A 13,134-nucleotide genomic window follows, 5' to 3' on the forward strand; every position below is an offset into this window, starting at 1 on the left:
CTTGCAGGGTCGCTGAACTCATTCCACCTCAGCGTTCACCCTGCTCTTTGGTATGCGAACTGTTCTATGACACCCTCTTGTATGGGCCTGTGGGCCGAGCGAAGAACGTGTGGGGAAAACGAAGACGACGCTGTATCCCCTCCCTACTGCGCTACTCACTCGCTTTGCTCGTTGCGTTGCTCCTTGAGGAAGGGGACTTAGCGCCTGTTTTCAGTTAATACCGAATTGATTGGTGTCCGTCCATCGCGGCGGTGATTGGCACTGAGAAGCGTATTAACGAACCGCTAGTTTGTCCGGGCGGACGTCATCCCGAGCACGTCGTCGAAGAAGCCAAGCGTGTCGTGCGGACCGGGGTTGGCCTCGGGGTGGTACTGGCGGGTGATGACGTTCATTTCGTCGCTCTCGAGGCCTTCAGGGGTGTCGTCGTTGACGTTGATCTGCGTCACGTCGAGGTCCCCCGGTTCCGAGACGGTGTAGCCATGGTTCTGCGTCGTCATGACAACTTTGTTTGAGCGGAGGTCACGAACCGGCTGATTGACCCCACGGTGGCCGAACTCCATCTTCTCGGTTTGCCCGCCAAGCGCGTTCGCGATGACCTGCTGGCCGAGACAGATGCCGGCCAAGGGAACGTCGCCGACGTACTCCTCAACGAGCGCCGCGGCCGCCTCGAAGTTCTCCGGGTCGCCGGGGCCGTTCGAGATGAAGAGCACGTCCGGATCGACCGATTCAACATCAGCGACGGTCGCGTCGTAGGGAAGCTTCTCGACGACCGCATCGCGCTCAACGAGCGAACTGGCGATCGAGCCTTTTGCGCCGCAGTCGATGAGTGCGACCCGCGGGCCGTCCCCATCAGGGTTGTACGTGACAGGCTCCCCGATGGAGACCTGCGATCCGATGTCGGTGTGTTCGCTCATCCCCTTGCAAGCGTCGAGTTCAGCCTCGGCGTCGGCGGCCGTCGCGTCGGGGCCGGCGGCGATCCCGCACTGCATCGCACCCTCCTCACGGATGCCGGTGACGAGGTCACGCGTGTCGAGTTCGTCGATAGCGGGGACGCCTTCCTCGGCCAGCCACTCGGCGACATCCTCGGTCAGGTCCCGGGCGACGACGCCGCGGGGATGGACCCGATCCGACTCGAAGCGCTCCTCTCGGACCCCGTAGTTGCCGATCAGTGGGTACGAGAAGGTGAGGATCTGTTCCTCGTAACTCGGATCGGTGAGCGATTCCTCGTAGCCGGTGTAGGCGGTGGTGAAAACGAGTTCACCGCGAGTGCGGCCGGGCGCGCGCGAGCGCGCTTCGATGGTCCGGCCGTCCTCGAGCGCCACGTAGGCCTTCGTCATTACGAGATGCGTACGACATACCCGCAATTAACGCTTGTGTTCGAAGGATCGTTACGAAATTCGTAATCGGTAAGTACCGGGAAGCGGAACGGACACATCTCGATGGACGACCTCGACCGCCGCATCCTCGACATCCTCCGTCGCGACTCCCGGACACCCTACACGGAGATCGCGGATCGCGTCGGGACTTCCGAGGGAACCGTCCGGAACCGCGTCGAACAGCTTCTTGAGTCTGGCGTTATAGAGCGCTTTACTGTTGCGACGCGGACGGGCAACGTCAAGGCGATGGTGGAGATCGGGGTTGCGGTCGACGTCGACACCGGCGCGATGTCCGAGCGGATGGCCGAATGGACGGAGGTCGACTTCGTCTGGCAGGTCTCTGGCGAGGAGGATGTCGTTGTCGTCGCCGACACGACCGACACGGGGACGCTCAACGACCTGATCACTCGCGCGCGCGAACTCAACGATGTCGTCTCGACGAAGACCCGACTCATTCTCGACGAGAAGCGCGGTTGAGGGCCGAAACGTAACCTTGCGTTCCACGAGAGAAACCGGGCGCTACCCCGACGTGCAGTTCAGACAGCCCCCGTCGCTCCGTGGCGATTCGGGGGTGGGAAGATGGCTTCCACACCGGGGGCAGCGCGTGCGATTGTGTGTGTATTCCGTGTGTGATCTGGACGTGCGCTGAGAGTCTGCCGGCATATCCTATGCATGTGTCTACCAGTATAAGTAATTTTCCGCCATATGGCTATTCTATCCGCATATATCCAAACGATATATCAGACATTTTGGAATCCAGCATCTACACGTTTTATAATTTCTGATGAAACTGACTACCTGCGTACTCGATTGGCCGGGGAGTCTGTTCGTTGCCCTCAACTGAAGGCTCCCGTGAACGAACTCGGAGTGCTACCGAAGCCCCGGGACGCGCCGGCGAAACGCCATCGTCGCGTCCAGCAGTTTCGCGTACAGCCAGTAGGGCACCCCGTCCGGGGCGGCAAACGCGGGGCCTCGCTGTGTCGCAACTGTCTGCGATTCCGTAAACCGAAGCAGCCCTTCCGGTCCGTGTCGACGGCCGATCCCCGAGTCGCCCATCCCGCCAATCGGGGCGTCCAGCGAGGCCCACGCCGCGGCGTAGCTTTCATTTATATTTACGGTCCCCGCCTCGATGCGGGCGGCGAGTTCGCGGCCGCGCCCCGTGTCCTCGGTCCAGATCGAGGCGTTCAGCCCATACTCAGTCTCATTGGCGCGTTCAACGGCCTCGTCGTCGCCGTATCCGTAGACGGAGACAACCGGGCCGAACGTCTCCTCGTTGCGAAGCGTTATTGATCCGTCGACGCCGGTCAGTACCGTCGGCTCGTAGACGTAAGGACCGATATCGGGCCGTGTGCGCCCGCCAGTCAGAACTGTCGCACCCTCACGCTTGGCCTCCTCGACGTGGGCCTCGACCTTCGAGAGGTGGCTCTCGGACACCAGACTCCCCATGTCGATGTCGAACGCCGGCCCGACTCCAAGACGCATCGACTCGGCCGTGTCCACGAAAGCGTCGAGGAACCGCGTGCGGACCGATTCGTGGACGTAGATCCGTTCTATCGAGAGACAGAGTTGTCCAGCATTGGCGAAACAGCCGCGCACGAGCCCCTCGGCCGCCCGCTCAACGTCGGTGTCGGGCCGGACGATGGCGGGATTCTTACCGCCCAACTCGAGCGAGCAGTCGGTGAGCGTCTCGCCCGCGGTCCGGGCGACGATCCGCCCGGTCTCGGTTGAGCCTATAAAACAGACGTGGTCGGCCGCCGAGACGAGCGGCTCGCCAAGATCAGGGCCGAAGCCTGTGACGACGTGAAAACAGTCCCGCGGGACCCCGGCCTCGTAGAGCAGCTCCGCGGCTTTCAACGAGGTGTAGGACGTTTCCTCGGACGGTTTGAGCACGACGCCGTTGCCGGCCAAGAGTGCGGGCACGATGTCGGAGATCGACAGCGTCAGGGGGTAGTTCCACGGCGAAATGATACCAACGGTTCCGATCGGGTGACGGTGGACCTCTGTCGCTGTCAGACCCGGAAGCGCCCCCTGTCGTTGCTCGGACTCAAGCAACGATGCCGTCCGATATGCGTAGTATCGGGCCGTCATTGCTACGTCGAGGACCTCAGCGTGGGCGTGTCGCCGGGCTTTCCCAGTTTCGAGTTGGACAATGTCGAGGAGTTCCTCGCGGTTCTCGAAGAGGAGGTCGTGATACCGGACGAACACCTCGGCCCGCTCAGCCGGGGATCTGTCGCCCCAAGCGTCCCCGGCCCCATCCGCCCGCTCGAACGCGGCCTCGACGTCGGCTGCCGTGCACGCCGGCAGGTGGCCGATGATGTCGCCGCGGCCGGGGGCCTCGACGTCGAACCGCTCTCACTGCTCCCCGGTCGTCGTCACCCCCGAGCTAAGTCCGGCGACCGCCTCCGAAGATGTTTGTCCGATTCGTTCGCGGCTCGGCGGCTCCGAAACAGTCATCACTCACGGGTAGGGCACTCACGGACGTAACCGTGTTGGCGGCGACAACGGCAAAAAACAGCGACTGAACGAGACTGCTCGATGGCTCGGGCGGGGCCAATCAGTGGATGCCGAGCGCCTCGATCTGCTCTTGATAGCGGTTCCGGATGGTCACTTCGGTGACCTGGGCGACCTCGGCGACCTCGCGTTGGGTCTTCTTTTCGTTGCACAAAAGCGACGCCGCGTAGATTGCCGCGGCGGCGTAACCGGTCGGCGACTTCCCCGAGAGCATCCCCTTCTCGGCAGTCACCTCGATGATCTCGCGGGTTTTCTGTTCGACCTCCTCGCTCAGGCCGAGTTCCGAACAGAAGCGCGGAACGTACTGTACGGGATCGACGGGTTTGAGCCCGAGCGAGAGTTCTTGTGCAATATACCGGTACGTCCGCCCGATCTCTTTCTGTTCGACCCGGGCGACCTCGGCAACCTCGTCAAGGCTGCGCGGGATGTTTTCCTGCCGGCAGGCGGCGTACAGCGCGGCGGTCGCAACGCCCTCGATTGAGCGTCCTCGGATCAGGTCGTCGTCCAGCGCGCGGCGGTAGATGACCGAGGCGACCTCACGGACTGACCGGGGGACCCCAAGCGCCGAGGACATCCGGTCGATCTCCGAGAGCGCGAACTGCAGGTTCCGTTCGCCCGCATCTTTTGTTCGGATCCGTTCTTGCCACTTCCGGAGGCGGTGCATCTGTGAGCGTTTTTCCGAGGAGATCGATCGACCGTATGCATCCTTATCCTTCCAGTCGATCTGTGTCGTGAGCCCCTTGTCGTGCATCGTCTGGGTCGTCGGCGCGCCGACGCGGGACTTTGATTGGCGCTCGGAGTGGTTGAACGCCCGCCACTCCGGCCCCCGATCGATATTTTCCTCTTCGATAACAAGCCCGCAGTCCTCACAGACAAGTTCGCCGCCCCCGTCGGCGCTCCGCACCAGTGAGTCCGACTCGCACTCGGGACAGCCGGTTTCATCCTCCGTTTCCGTCTCCTCTTCGCTGGTGCGCTCTCGCTGTCGGGTGGGCCCTGGCATTACGCTTATATGATTTGCCTACTCATTATATAAATGCTTTGCACACCTGTCCTTTTATCCGGTGCTCAGACCCGTCCTCAGCGACGACGGTAGCGGAGGAGCCGTGGTACCCCGACTCTCGGAAGGATTATATCGGACTCGGTCAAAGGGTAGGTCGTAATGGCAAACGGTACTGTTGACTTCTTCAACGACACTGGCGGCTACGGTTTCATTTCGACTGACGACGACGCGGTAGACGACGACGAAGACGTGTTCTTCCACATGGAGGATGTCGGCGGCCCCGACCTCGAAGAGGGCCAAGACGTCGAGTTCGATATCGAGTCCTCGCAGAAAGGACCCCGCGCGACGAACCTCGTCCGACAATAGAGCGCTTTCGTCGGCCGCATTGTGGCCGACGACGCTTCGTTTCGGATCGACCACTTTTATTGGACTACTACGACCGTCGTGAGCCTCACAGCGCCCAGGTAGTCATTCCATCGCGAGGTACGTGTGCGTGTCTTCAACGCCGTCGATTGCCTGGACGCCGTCGGCGGCAATCTCCTTTACCCCGCCCGGGGAGTCGACGTCGACCTTTGCGATGATGTCGACATCGCCGGCAACGATGTGTGCGGAAACGACGCCGTCGATCCCCTCGATGTCGTCGCGGAGTTGCCCCGCTTCGCCGGTGTGGGCTTTGACCATCACGTAGGCGAGGACCATCTTAGACACCACCGTGTGCGAGCGCGCGGTCGGTCTCACCGACGATGATCTGTTCGACTTCCCGGAGGACGTCGAAGTCGGCGATCGCGACGATGCGGTCGCCGACCTCGAGCGAGGCGTCCGCGTTCGGGAGCTGGAGCTGGTGGCCATCCTTGCCGAACGCGAGCACCCGGGCGTCCGCAGGGAGTTCCAGTTCCGACAACGAGTAGCCCCGCATCGGTGACCCAGGCGTGACGGTGAGTTCGAGCAACTGAAGATTCTGCGCAATGTCCGCGACCGCCCGAACGCTCCCGCCGACGAGGGCGTTCTTGGCGGCGATCGCGCCGAGGCGCTCGGGGTAGATGACCTCGTCGACCGAATCGGCGTACTTGCCGACGACGTACTCGTGATCGTCGTTGTCGACCCGTGCGACGGTCCGACAGCCGTGGCGTTTCCCGATCATGCAAGCGATAAAGTTGGTGGCGAGATCGCCGGTGAGGCCGGCGACCCCGTCGGCCGTTTCGAGGTCCAGTTCGAGCAGCGTCTCCTCGTTGCTTCCGTCCCCTTGGACGACCTCGAACCCGGAGTTACGCAGTCGCTCAACCTTCGTCTGGTCAGGCTCGATCAGTACGGACTCGTGGTCCTCCTCCGCGAGCACTCGTGCGGTTCGCATTCCGACGCGGCCGGCACCCACGATGATGAACTTCATGGTCTTCCTACGACGACCGGATGCAATAATGTTACTCTTTCGCATGCCGGCGACGGTGTGTTCCGCAGGCTGCCGACCTGTCGGCAGCCCCGCTTGGACGGAGGCAGACGGACCTGCGCGAATGGACCGAACTATTCTGTACACGGACTGGATACGACCGGCGACAGCGGCCGCACGGCGGGAAAGCTTTTTTATAATGGATAATCACTACAGCCTATGGTGCGCTCGTTTATTATGGTGAAAGCAGCCACCGGCGATGCCGCGGGGCTGTCCGAACGGCTGGCCGGGTTTGACCACGTTTCCGTCGCGAGCGTCGTCGCTGGCGACTTCGATGTGATCGTAGAGGCCGAATCGACGGAGGTGTACGATATTATCAACTCCGTTGCGACGCGAGTGCGGGAACTCGACGACGTGGCGGACACCAAAACGTACGTCTGTCTGGAATAAACCCCTGGGGCCGCCGATTACCGTACGTTTTGACTCCGGCTTTCAAAAACGCGTGCTCGATGGTTTATTAACGGCTCGTATTCGACGGCCAGCTAGCCGTGAAATCGGTCGGCAACAGTTACGACTCCGGCGCGTACGCTTCGTGGATGCGATCCATCCGGGCCGCCATCACGAAGTCGGCGCGATGGAGGCCGTCGATCTTGTGTGTCCACATCTCGACGCCCACCTCGCCCCACGCGAGTTGGATGTCGGGATGGTGCCACTCTTCTTCGGCAAGCTCGCCGATCTCGTAGGTGAACTCGAGAGCGTCCCGGAAATCCTCGAACTCGTAGTTCCCCTCGAGATGGTGCTCGTCGACGATCTCCCAGACATCGGTGTCGATTCGCCCGTGCAGCGAGTTCAACTCCTCGCCGGCGAGGGGGTCGTCGTCGCTCGTACACGCCTCACACGCCTGGTCCGCGAGCGCTTGTTCTGTCATACCGTTTCAATTGAGCGCCCGAGGCACGAAGTTCTTGCGACGGTCTCTACATCTCGTCGCCGACCAACGCACGTTTCGACGCCCAAATGTCAGAAACAACCACTCGCCAAGCTCCGAACGGCTACCCGAGCAGCTCGGAGACAACGGCACGCGCCTCCGCGACGACGTCCTCGCGGCGTTGGGTCGCGTCGATTCGGTGGAACCGATCCGGCTCCGCCTCAATCAGCCGCTCGTAGTTCGTCCGCACATCTTTCAGGTACGCTTCGGCCTCGAACTTGTTCGTCGCGCCCGCCCGTTCGGCACCGAGTTCGGCCGGCAGGTCGAGATACAGTGTCGCGTCGGGCGGCCGGGTGAACGGCTCGTGGACTGACCGTATATATTCCATCGGCGAGTCGAGCGTCCCGGCCAGCGTCGCGCCCTGGTAGGCGTACCTAGAATCGGAGTACCGATCCGAGACGACGACCTGTCCGGCTTCGAGGGCGGGCCGAACGACGCGGGAGAGGTGGTCCGCGTGGTCGGCCGTGTACAGGAACAACTCCGCCAGCGGGTCCGCGTCGTCGTTGGCGATCGAGCGCTCGACCGAATCGCCGTACCACGAGTCGGTCGGCTCCCGGGTGAAGACGGACCGATCGGCCGGGAAGTCCTCCGCGAGCGCCTCGGCGATGGTCGTCTTTCCACCCCCGTCGATCCCCTCGAGCGTGATGAGCATACGCCGAAGTGGCGGCGGTCGTATATCAGTTGCCGGGTCTCCGGACCGGCGCGGCCGCTCTGGGGTGTAGACAAAAGAACGTCGACACTCGAAAGCGGGTTAGGCGTCCTCGTCGACGCCGACGGTCGCCTCCTGCTCGGCGGCGATCTCCTCGGGTTTGGCCTCGACGCGGGTCTTTTGAACCTCGACGCGTCGGAGCGGGTAGATCGTCTTCGCCTCGCCGTAGATCGCTGAAGAGAGCCGTCCCTCAACGATGCTGTCGACAAGCCCCTCAAAGGTACGCTCCTCCGCAGCTTCCTCGACGAGGTCGATCATCGTCCGCCGGATGGCGTGCTCTTGGCTGTGGTCTGCGCTCTTCGTCGTGTAGGCGACGGGCTGCACCTGCACTCGATAGTCATCCGTCGTCAACACGGTGATGAAGGCGTCGACCTTCGAGGTGCCACGACGGGTGAGGCTGCGCAGGTAGTCACGGGTGAGTTCGTGCTGGATGAACTCGCTGTAGGCGGTGTCGCTGCCGACATCCGTGATCTGGAAGGTCAGCTTCGTGTTGTTTTCGCTCGGGTCATTCTGCAGTTCCCCGAGGGTCGTCTGGATGGTGCGGTCGTAGACCTGTTCGGGCTCGTCCGCGGGTGTCTCGCCGAGTTCGGCCCGGTCGAACATCTCTGGGGCCATCACGGTGTACCATCGCTTCTCCTGTTTCCGTTTGGATACTGAACGTTCGCTCATGATTGGGTTGTGGTGTCGGTTATTCGCTGTGCAACTGTGAGATTCGAGACGTAGTCGTCGACCGTCGTCCGGAGGCCGCCGGTTCCGTCCCGTTCGATCGTCGTGACGACGGCCCCCGAGCCGTTGTTCGGCGCATCATTGGGGGCGCTCTCGGCCTCGACGCGCGTCGAGACCTCGTCGGTGTTGTCCGGCGTGATCGCGTCGGCGATCACCCGCGGTCGGTCGTGGACCGTCCGGATCGTCGCCCGCCGGGTCGCGTCGGTCATACGGCCCCCCTGAACGCCGCGGTGAAGCCCGCAACCGTCCCGTCGAAGGTCGCTGTCCCGTGGTCGTTCCGTACTGTCGCTCGGCCGTCGAGTTCGCCCGCGGCCGCCCGCACTGGGGTCTCGACCGATGTCTCGCTGACCGCCGCCGCTGCGCCGTCTGTCACCGCAAGCGCGACCGGTTCGGGTGAGCGATATGAGAGACCGAGTCGGGCGACCGTGCCCAAAAACGCCGGCGACCCCGCATCGAGCCGGAGAACGTAGACGCCCTCGTAGCGGCCGGTGTTAGCCGCTCGAAGCGCCCTGTGGGCCCGCTTGCCGTGGGTGCGCCACGACTCAAGTGCCGCAGTCTCAACCTCGTGGCCGAGCGCCAGCGCGATTCCGGTTCCGGGCCGCTCCCGGGCAACCGCATCGAGGACGTCCGCAAACCCGCCAAGCGTCCCGAAGCGCTCTGTGACGTACGGTCGAAGCGCGCGCTCGACCGCTTCGGCGGCTCGTGGCGGCGCCTCCTCGATCGCTGATAGTGCGACCAAGGAGGCGAGTTCGCGGCCGTCTTGCTCGTCGAACTCCTCAAGTGCCGCCTCGACGACTTCGTCATCCCCCGAAAACGGGGCGTGAACGAGCGTCGAGGCGGCGAGCCCTTCGATCCGGTCGTCGGTCGGGATCGCAACGCCGGGGCGTCGATCGAGGTCGGCCGCCTCTAGGAGGTGCCCCGAGGGCTCGACGCCCGCACAGATCGCGCCGGCGAGTGCGAGTTCGGGATCCACTGCCTCGGAGGCGAGTTCGGCGACGATGGCGGCCGCCTCGAGGGCGAGAGCGTCGCCCTCAAGCGTCAGGTCGCCGGTCGGGTGACCGACCGCGACGGTACAGTCGGCGTCGGTCGCCGGGGGCTCGGGGACGGCCGCGAGGCTAACCTGGTATGGTGTGCCCGCGGCATCGAGCGCTCGGGCGAGGAGCCCAGCGGCTGCGACTGCGTCGCCGTCGGCGGTTCCGACGAGCCGAACGAAGTCGGCGTCGGCGAGCGCTGCCGCGGCGCGCGGGCGTCCGTCCTCCGAGTGACCGGCGGCCGACATGGGATTACTCCAGCAGCTCTTTCGCTTCGTCGTACTCGTAGGTGAACGACTCGTCGAGTTTGTCGCCGCGGTAGTAGTCGACGAGGCGTCGGATCTTCGACTCGGTGTTCTGGAGCGCCCGCTTGTTCTGTGCGTCGCCGGGGTTTCGCTCCATGTGATCGCGCAGGCCGACCGCGCGCTCCATCAGGTTTCGGAGGTCCTCGGGGAGGTCGCCGACCGCGTCGTGTTCCTCAAGAATCTCGGTGACCTTCTTGCCCGTGGCGAGTTTGACATCCGGGACCGGGACGCCCTGGACGCCCTCATCGCGCAGTTTCAGGCCGATCTGGCTGGGGTCGTGGCCCGCCTCGGCCAACTCGACGACCCGCTCTTCGATCGCCGCTTCGTCTACCTCGCTCCACTCCGGTGGTTCGTCTGCCGTGGGGCGGTCCGAACCGGACGACCCGCGACGGCGTGAGTGCATTCGTGCCATTGTTATCTCTGATTGGAACTGCACAGACCGCTCGCGTACGGCGCGTTCCGCCTCGGGCGTCGCCCGCAACGTCCGCGCCGGCACTACCGCAATCCCAAGCCGGCCAACCGGCCGGCGAGTCGGATTTGCGGTCGTGCGGTTCCCATTGCTACGTCGCGCGGTCGTACACAAAACGGTTTCTACTCGGTACTCTCGTTCAAGAACGCCCGTGTCCGCGCCGCGACCGCCGACCGGAACGCCGGGAAATCGACCGACGAAGAGCCGTGATACAGTCGCTTGTGTTCCTCGCGAACGATGTCCATCAGCGCCCGGTCGTACAGCGTCTCAAATGTGACATCGCGCCCGTCGTGTTCGTGTGCGAGTTTCTCGAAACGCCGGTCCGTGGCGTACGACTCCGCTAACTCCTCGGCCGGCGCGTCGACCGGGGTCGTCTCGTGGACCTCCCGAAAGTCAGGGTGTAGCAGTTTCGCCCACCCCCCACGCTTGTTCCGGATCACGACGCCCTCGGCTGGACCGTCGTACCACGCGGACATCGGGACAGCGTACGATTTGGGATCGAAGTCCCGCGTGTGGAGTTCTCGTTCAACTGCGTTGACCGGCTCGAGGCCCAGCCGCTCGAAGATACCGTGGACGGCCCCGGGCGGCCGGAACGACCCCTCGCTCTCGGACCAGATGTCGAAGCCGAGAAACGACGGCAGCCGGTCCCAGTCGTACTCGATCGTGTGGCGGTGGGTCGCCTCGCCGAAGAAGACGACCGACTCGACGTCGTCGACGGCGTTTCGGAGCGCCCCGCGGTCGAGACGCTCGCGGACGTGTCGGACGGCGTGCTCGTACGGCGCCGGGATCGCTTCAGGGTCGTCGTAGACGCGGTTCCGATCGCCGAAGCGGATCGCCCCCGACTCGCGGAGCTGGAACCGGAGGGCTGCGCCGTCGATCTTCTCAAGTACCCAGAGGTGCCCCGATTCGAACAGCCCATCGGGGGCGTCCGCCACCCGGGGGATGGAGGGGAACTCTTTCATTCCTATGGCATATACCGGACGCTCACGACCCCCGGCTCGCTACGGACTTCGACACGGCCGACACCGATGCGGGCCGCCCGGGCCAGCGTCGCCTCGTCGGTCAGGACGTCCTCGATCGCGGCCTCGGTCTCCTCTTCGGGTACTGTCAGGATGTGCAACTCCCCGGTCCCGGCGCGCTCCCGTCTTGTCACCTCACCGACGCCCTGTTCAGCCGCGAGGCGGCGTTCCTGTCGGGTGGGCGGTTCAGGGCTCTCATCGATGGAGAGCTGCCGCCGGGCTTCGATCTCGGCAATCCGGTACGTCACAGCCATGGGCGGCTCCGGCTCGAGGGTTCCCTCGATTACCTCCTCGGGGTCGACGCCCGGGTTGTCACCAAGCGTGTGGACCCCGCCGCGGTCGATGTCTTTTAAGACCGCCGAGGCCTCGTCGGCGTGGGTGACCACGAACCGTCCCTCAACCACGGCCACGCCCGTTCCATCGGCGTTTCCTGCCGTCATGTAGGGACGAAGACACCCGATACTCTTCGGGGTTTCGGGCGACCGCGACGATACGGTGGTCGATTTATACGCCGCTCGGGACTATCCCCGCGGTGTTTATAAACCCCCCGAGCCGTGCTCGCGGCCACTTATATATTGAATCGAATGTGTCGTTCGGACGTATGTACACCCGGGCCGCATTGCCAACGATTTTACGGGCCGCTACCCCGGTACAGTCATGAACGTTGATTTCGGTAACGCGCTGGCTTCGGAGGCGGTCACGGGCGTCTCCGAGGAGTCGCTCGAACGGCTCAACGACCGCGTCCAGGGGGCGCACGACCGGATCGCAACGGGGACCGACGACCGGGAGTTCGGCTACGCGAGCCTCGCGCTCCCCGAAGATACCGATCCCGGGGCGATCAGGTCGGCGCTTGAGGGATTCGATCCCGAGGCCGTCCTGACGGTCGGCATCGGTGGATCGGCCCTCGGTGCGGAGACGATCACGGCGGCGCTCGGCTGCTCCGAACACTACAGCCTCGACAACGTCGATCCGGCGCGGACCCGCGACCTCCTCGCGGACCTCCCGCTTGGGTCGACGCTCGTCAACGTCGTCTCGCGGTCGGGGACGACCGCCGAAACGCTTGCGAACTTCCTCGTCGTCCGGGAGGCGATGGCCGAGGCGGGCGTCGACTGGACCGATCGGACGGTCGTCACGACCGGCGATTCGGGGCCGCTCCAGGATTTAGCCGACGAACACGACCTGCCGAGATGCCCGGTTCCCGACGGCGTCCCCGGCCGGTTCTCGGCGCTGTCGGCCGTCGGGTTGGTGCCCGCGGCCGCCCTCGGGTGTGACATTGAGGCGATCTTAGACGGTGGGACGGCGGGGCGGGCGGCGCTGTCCCCATCGCTTTTTGAGTGTCCCGCCTACGCCTACGGGGCGGTCGCATACGCCCTCGAGACCCGCGGGGCGACGACGAACGTCTTCATCCCCTACGCCGAGGCGCTCGAACCGCTCGCGGAGTGGTTCGCCCAATTGTGGGCCGAAAGCCTCGGCAAGGACGGCCTCGGACAGACGCCCGTCCGGGCCCTTGGCGCGACGGATCAACACTCCCAACTGCAGCTGTACCGGGCGGGCCGAACGGACAAGCTTGTCACGCTGTTGCGACCCCGCAAGCGCGCGGACGAGCCGATCCCGGAGAC

At 64.3% G+C, this 13,134-nt stretch carries 16 protein-coding genes and 1 pseudogene; 4 read left to right on the forward strand and 13 right to left on the reverse strand.

The genetic code is table 11. The features are described 5' to 3' along the window. Window positions 1-284 precede the first annotated feature (284 nt). Complete coding sequence (gene carA, locus ACI944_RS05595) at window positions 285-1,337, reverse strand: glutamine-hydrolyzing carbamoyl-phosphate synthase small subunit (RefSeq protein ID WP_411718076.1); 1,053 nt, start codon at window positions 1,335-1,337, stop codon at window positions 285-287. A 102-nt stretch (window positions 1,338-1,439) separates the two neighbouring features. On the opposite strand from carA, the gene ACI944_RS05600 reads away from it, so the two are divergent. Next, the gene (locus ACI944_RS05600; RefSeq protein WP_411718077.1) at window positions 1,440-1,853 is read left to right on the forward strand and encodes an Lrp/AsnC family transcriptional regulator; all 414 of its coding nucleotides are present in this window, start codon (window positions 1,440-1,442) and stop codon (window positions 1,851-1,853) included. A 393-nt stretch (window positions 1,854-2,246) separates the two neighbouring features. Here ACI944_RS05600 and ACI944_RS05605 read toward each other — a convergent pair. Together ACI944_RS05605 and ACI944_RS05610 are read right to left on the reverse strand one after the other, a co-directional pair. Then, window positions 2,247-3,713, reverse strand: a pseudogene (locus tag ACI944_RS05605) (succinic semialdehyde dehydrogenase); the annotation flags it as partial. 217 nt (window positions 3,714-3,930) lie between these two features. Next, window positions 3,931-4,887, reverse strand: coding sequence for a transcription initiation factor IIB (locus ACI944_RS05610; protein WP_411718078.1), 957 nt, complete (start codon window positions 4,885-4,887; stop codon window positions 3,931-3,933). Between the two features lie 159 nt (window positions 4,888-5,046). On the opposite strand from ACI944_RS05610, the gene ACI944_RS05615 reads away from it, so the two are divergent. After that, window positions 5,047-5,253 (forward strand): cold-shock protein, encoded by a 207-nt coding sequence (locus ACI944_RS05615; RefSeq protein ID WP_411718079.1) that lies wholly within the window; start codon window positions 5,047-5,049, stop codon window positions 5,251-5,253. A gap of 102 nt (window positions 5,254-5,355) precedes the next feature. On the opposite strand, the gene ACI944_RS05620 is transcribed toward ACI944_RS05615, so the two are convergent. Together ACI944_RS05620 and ACI944_RS05625 are read right to left on the reverse strand one after the other, a co-directional pair. Then, window positions 5,356-5,586: an Lrp/AsnC family transcriptional regulator gene (locus tag ACI944_RS05620; protein ID WP_411718080.1), complete on the reverse strand. Its 231-nt coding sequence runs from the start codon at window positions 5,584-5,586 to the stop codon at window positions 5,356-5,358. A 1-nt stretch (window position 5,587) separates the two neighbouring features. Then, on the reverse strand, window positions 5,588-6,274 hold the full coding sequence (locus tag ACI944_RS05625) for a potassium channel family protein (protein ID WP_411718081.1): 687 nt from the start codon (window positions 6,272-6,274) through the stop codon (window positions 5,588-5,590). A 216-nt stretch (window positions 6,275-6,490) separates the two neighbouring features. On the opposite strand from ACI944_RS05625, the gene ACI944_RS05630 reads away from it, so the two are divergent. Beyond that, window positions 6,491-6,721 (forward strand): Lrp/AsnC ligand binding domain-containing protein, encoded by a 231-nt coding sequence (locus ACI944_RS05630; RefSeq protein WP_411718082.1) that lies wholly within the window; start codon window positions 6,491-6,493, stop codon window positions 6,719-6,721. Between the two features lie 118 nt (window positions 6,722-6,839). Here ACI944_RS05630 and ACI944_RS05635 read toward each other — a convergent pair whose 3' ends face one another. The 8 genes from ACI944_RS05635 to ACI944_RS05670 form a co-directional block, all read right to left on the reverse strand. After that, complete coding sequence (locus tag ACI944_RS05635) at window positions 6,840-7,199, reverse strand: 4a-hydroxytetrahydrobiopterin dehydratase (RefSeq protein WP_411718083.1); 360 nt, start codon at window positions 7,197-7,199, stop codon at window positions 6,840-6,842. Between the two features lie 121 nt (window positions 7,200-7,320). Beyond that, the gene (gene tmk, locus ACI944_RS05640) at window positions 7,321-7,908 is read right to left on the reverse strand and encodes a dTMP kinase (protein ID WP_411718084.1); all 588 of its coding nucleotides are present in this window, start codon (window positions 7,906-7,908) and stop codon (window positions 7,321-7,323) included. 99 nt (window positions 7,909-8,007) lie between these two features. Further along, entirely contained in the window at window positions 8,008-8,634 is a 627-nt protein-coding gene (locus tag ACI944_RS05645; RefSeq protein WP_411718085.1) for a 30S ribosomal protein S3ae, read from the reverse strand. After that, entirely contained in the window at window positions 8,631-8,900 is a 270-nt protein-coding gene (locus tag ACI944_RS05650) for a KEOPS complex subunit Pcc1 (RefSeq protein WP_411718086.1), read from the reverse strand. The genes ACI944_RS05645 and ACI944_RS05650 overlap by 4 nt, the downstream gene beginning before the upstream one ends. Then, window positions 8,897-9,970 carry a hypothetical protein gene (locus ACI944_RS05655; RefSeq protein WP_411718087.1) on the reverse strand — a complete coding sequence of 358 codons (1,074 nt, stop codon included), beginning with the start codon at window positions 9,968-9,970 and terminating at the stop codon, window positions 8,897-8,899. The genes ACI944_RS05650 and ACI944_RS05655 overlap by 4 nt, the downstream gene beginning before the upstream one ends. 4 nt (window positions 9,971-9,974) lie before the next feature. Continuing rightward, window positions 9,975-10,439 (reverse strand): 30S ribosomal protein S15, encoded by a 465-nt coding sequence (locus ACI944_RS05660; protein WP_411718088.1) that lies wholly within the window; start codon window positions 10,437-10,439, stop codon window positions 9,975-9,977. A 179-nt stretch (window positions 10,440-10,618) separates the two neighbouring features. Further along, on the reverse strand, window positions 10,619-11,458 hold the full coding sequence (locus ACI944_RS05665) for an RNA ligase family protein (RefSeq protein ID WP_411718089.1): 840 nt from the start codon (window positions 11,456-11,458) through the stop codon (window positions 10,619-10,621). Between the two features lie 2 nt (window positions 11,459-11,460). Then, entirely contained in the window at window positions 11,461-11,955 is a 495-nt protein-coding gene (locus ACI944_RS05670; RefSeq protein WP_411718090.1) for a DUF5812 family protein, read from the reverse strand. A gap of 217 nt (window positions 11,956-12,172) precedes the next feature. On the opposite strand from ACI944_RS05670, the gene ACI944_RS05675 reads away from it, so the two are divergent. After that, the coding region (locus ACI944_RS05675; RefSeq protein WP_411718091.1) for a glucose-6-phosphate isomerase at window positions 12,173-13,134 on the forward strand (962 nt) is incomplete at its 3' end.

Origin of the sequence: Natronomonas sp. (assembly GCF_046710025.1) — an archaeon.
In the GTDB taxonomy this organism is placed as follows: Archaea; Halobacteriota; Halobacteria; order Halobacteriales; family Haloarculaceae; genus Natronomonas.

What these genes read in the sequence shown, in the direction of transcription:
- ACI944_RS05600 (WP_411718077.1), top strand. Translation starts at nt 1,440, where the DNA reads ATGGACGACCTCGACCGCCGCATCCTCGACATCCTCCGTCGCGACTCC.
- carA (WP_411718076.1), bottom strand. Translation starts at nt 1,337, where the DNA reads ATGACGAAGGCCTACGTGGCGCTCGAGGACGGCCGGACCATCGAAGCG.
- ACI944_RS05665 (WP_411718089.1), bottom strand. Translation starts at nt 11,458, where the DNA reads ATGAAAGAGTTCCCCTCCATCCCCCGGGTGGCGGACGCCCCCGATGGG.
- ACI944_RS05650 (WP_411718086.1), bottom strand. Translation starts at nt 8,900, where the DNA reads ATGACCGACGCGACCCGGCGGGCGACGATCCGGACGGTCCACGACCGA.
- ACI944_RS05615 (WP_411718079.1), top strand. Translation starts at nt 5,047, where the DNA reads ATGGCAAACGGTACTGTTGACTTCTTCAACGACACTGGCGGCTACGGT.
- ACI944_RS05635 (WP_411718083.1), bottom strand. Translation starts at nt 7,199, where the DNA reads ATGACAGAACAAGCGCTCGCGGACCAGGCGTGTGAGGCGTGTACGAGC.
- ACI944_RS05610 (WP_411718078.1), bottom strand. Translation starts at nt 4,887, where the DNA reads ATGCCAGGGCCCACCCGACAGCGAGAGCGCACCAGCGAAGAGGAGACG.
- tmk (WP_411718084.1), bottom strand. Translation starts at nt 7,908, where the DNA reads ATGCTCATCACGCTCGAGGGGATCGACGGGGGTGGAAAGACGACCATC.
- ACI944_RS05660 (WP_411718088.1), bottom strand. Translation starts at nt 10,439, where the DNA reads ATGGCACGAATGCACTCACGCCGTCGCGGGTCGTCCGGTTCGGACCGC.
- ACI944_RS05655 (WP_411718087.1), bottom strand. Translation starts at nt 9,970, where the DNA reads ATGTCGGCCGCCGGTCACTCGGAGGACGGACGCCCGCGCGCCGCGGCA.
- ACI944_RS05625 (WP_411718081.1), bottom strand. Translation starts at nt 6,274, where the DNA reads ATGAAGTTCATCATCGTGGGTGCCGGCCGCGTCGGAATGCGAACCGCA.
- ACI944_RS05620 (WP_411718080.1), bottom strand. Translation starts at nt 5,586, where the DNA reads ATGGTCCTCGCCTACGTGATGGTCAAAGCCCACACCGGCGAAGCGGGG.
- ACI944_RS05630 (WP_411718082.1), top strand. Translation starts at nt 6,491, where the DNA reads ATGGTGCGCTCGTTTATTATGGTGAAAGCAGCCACCGGCGATGCCGCG.
- ACI944_RS05670 (WP_411718090.1), bottom strand. Translation starts at nt 11,955, where the DNA reads ATGACGGCAGGAAACGCCGATGGAACGGGCGTGGCCGTGGTTGAGGGA.
- ACI944_RS05645 (WP_411718085.1), bottom strand. Translation starts at nt 8,634, where the DNA reads ATGAGCGAACGTTCAGTATCCAAACGGAAACAGGAGAAGCGATGGTAC.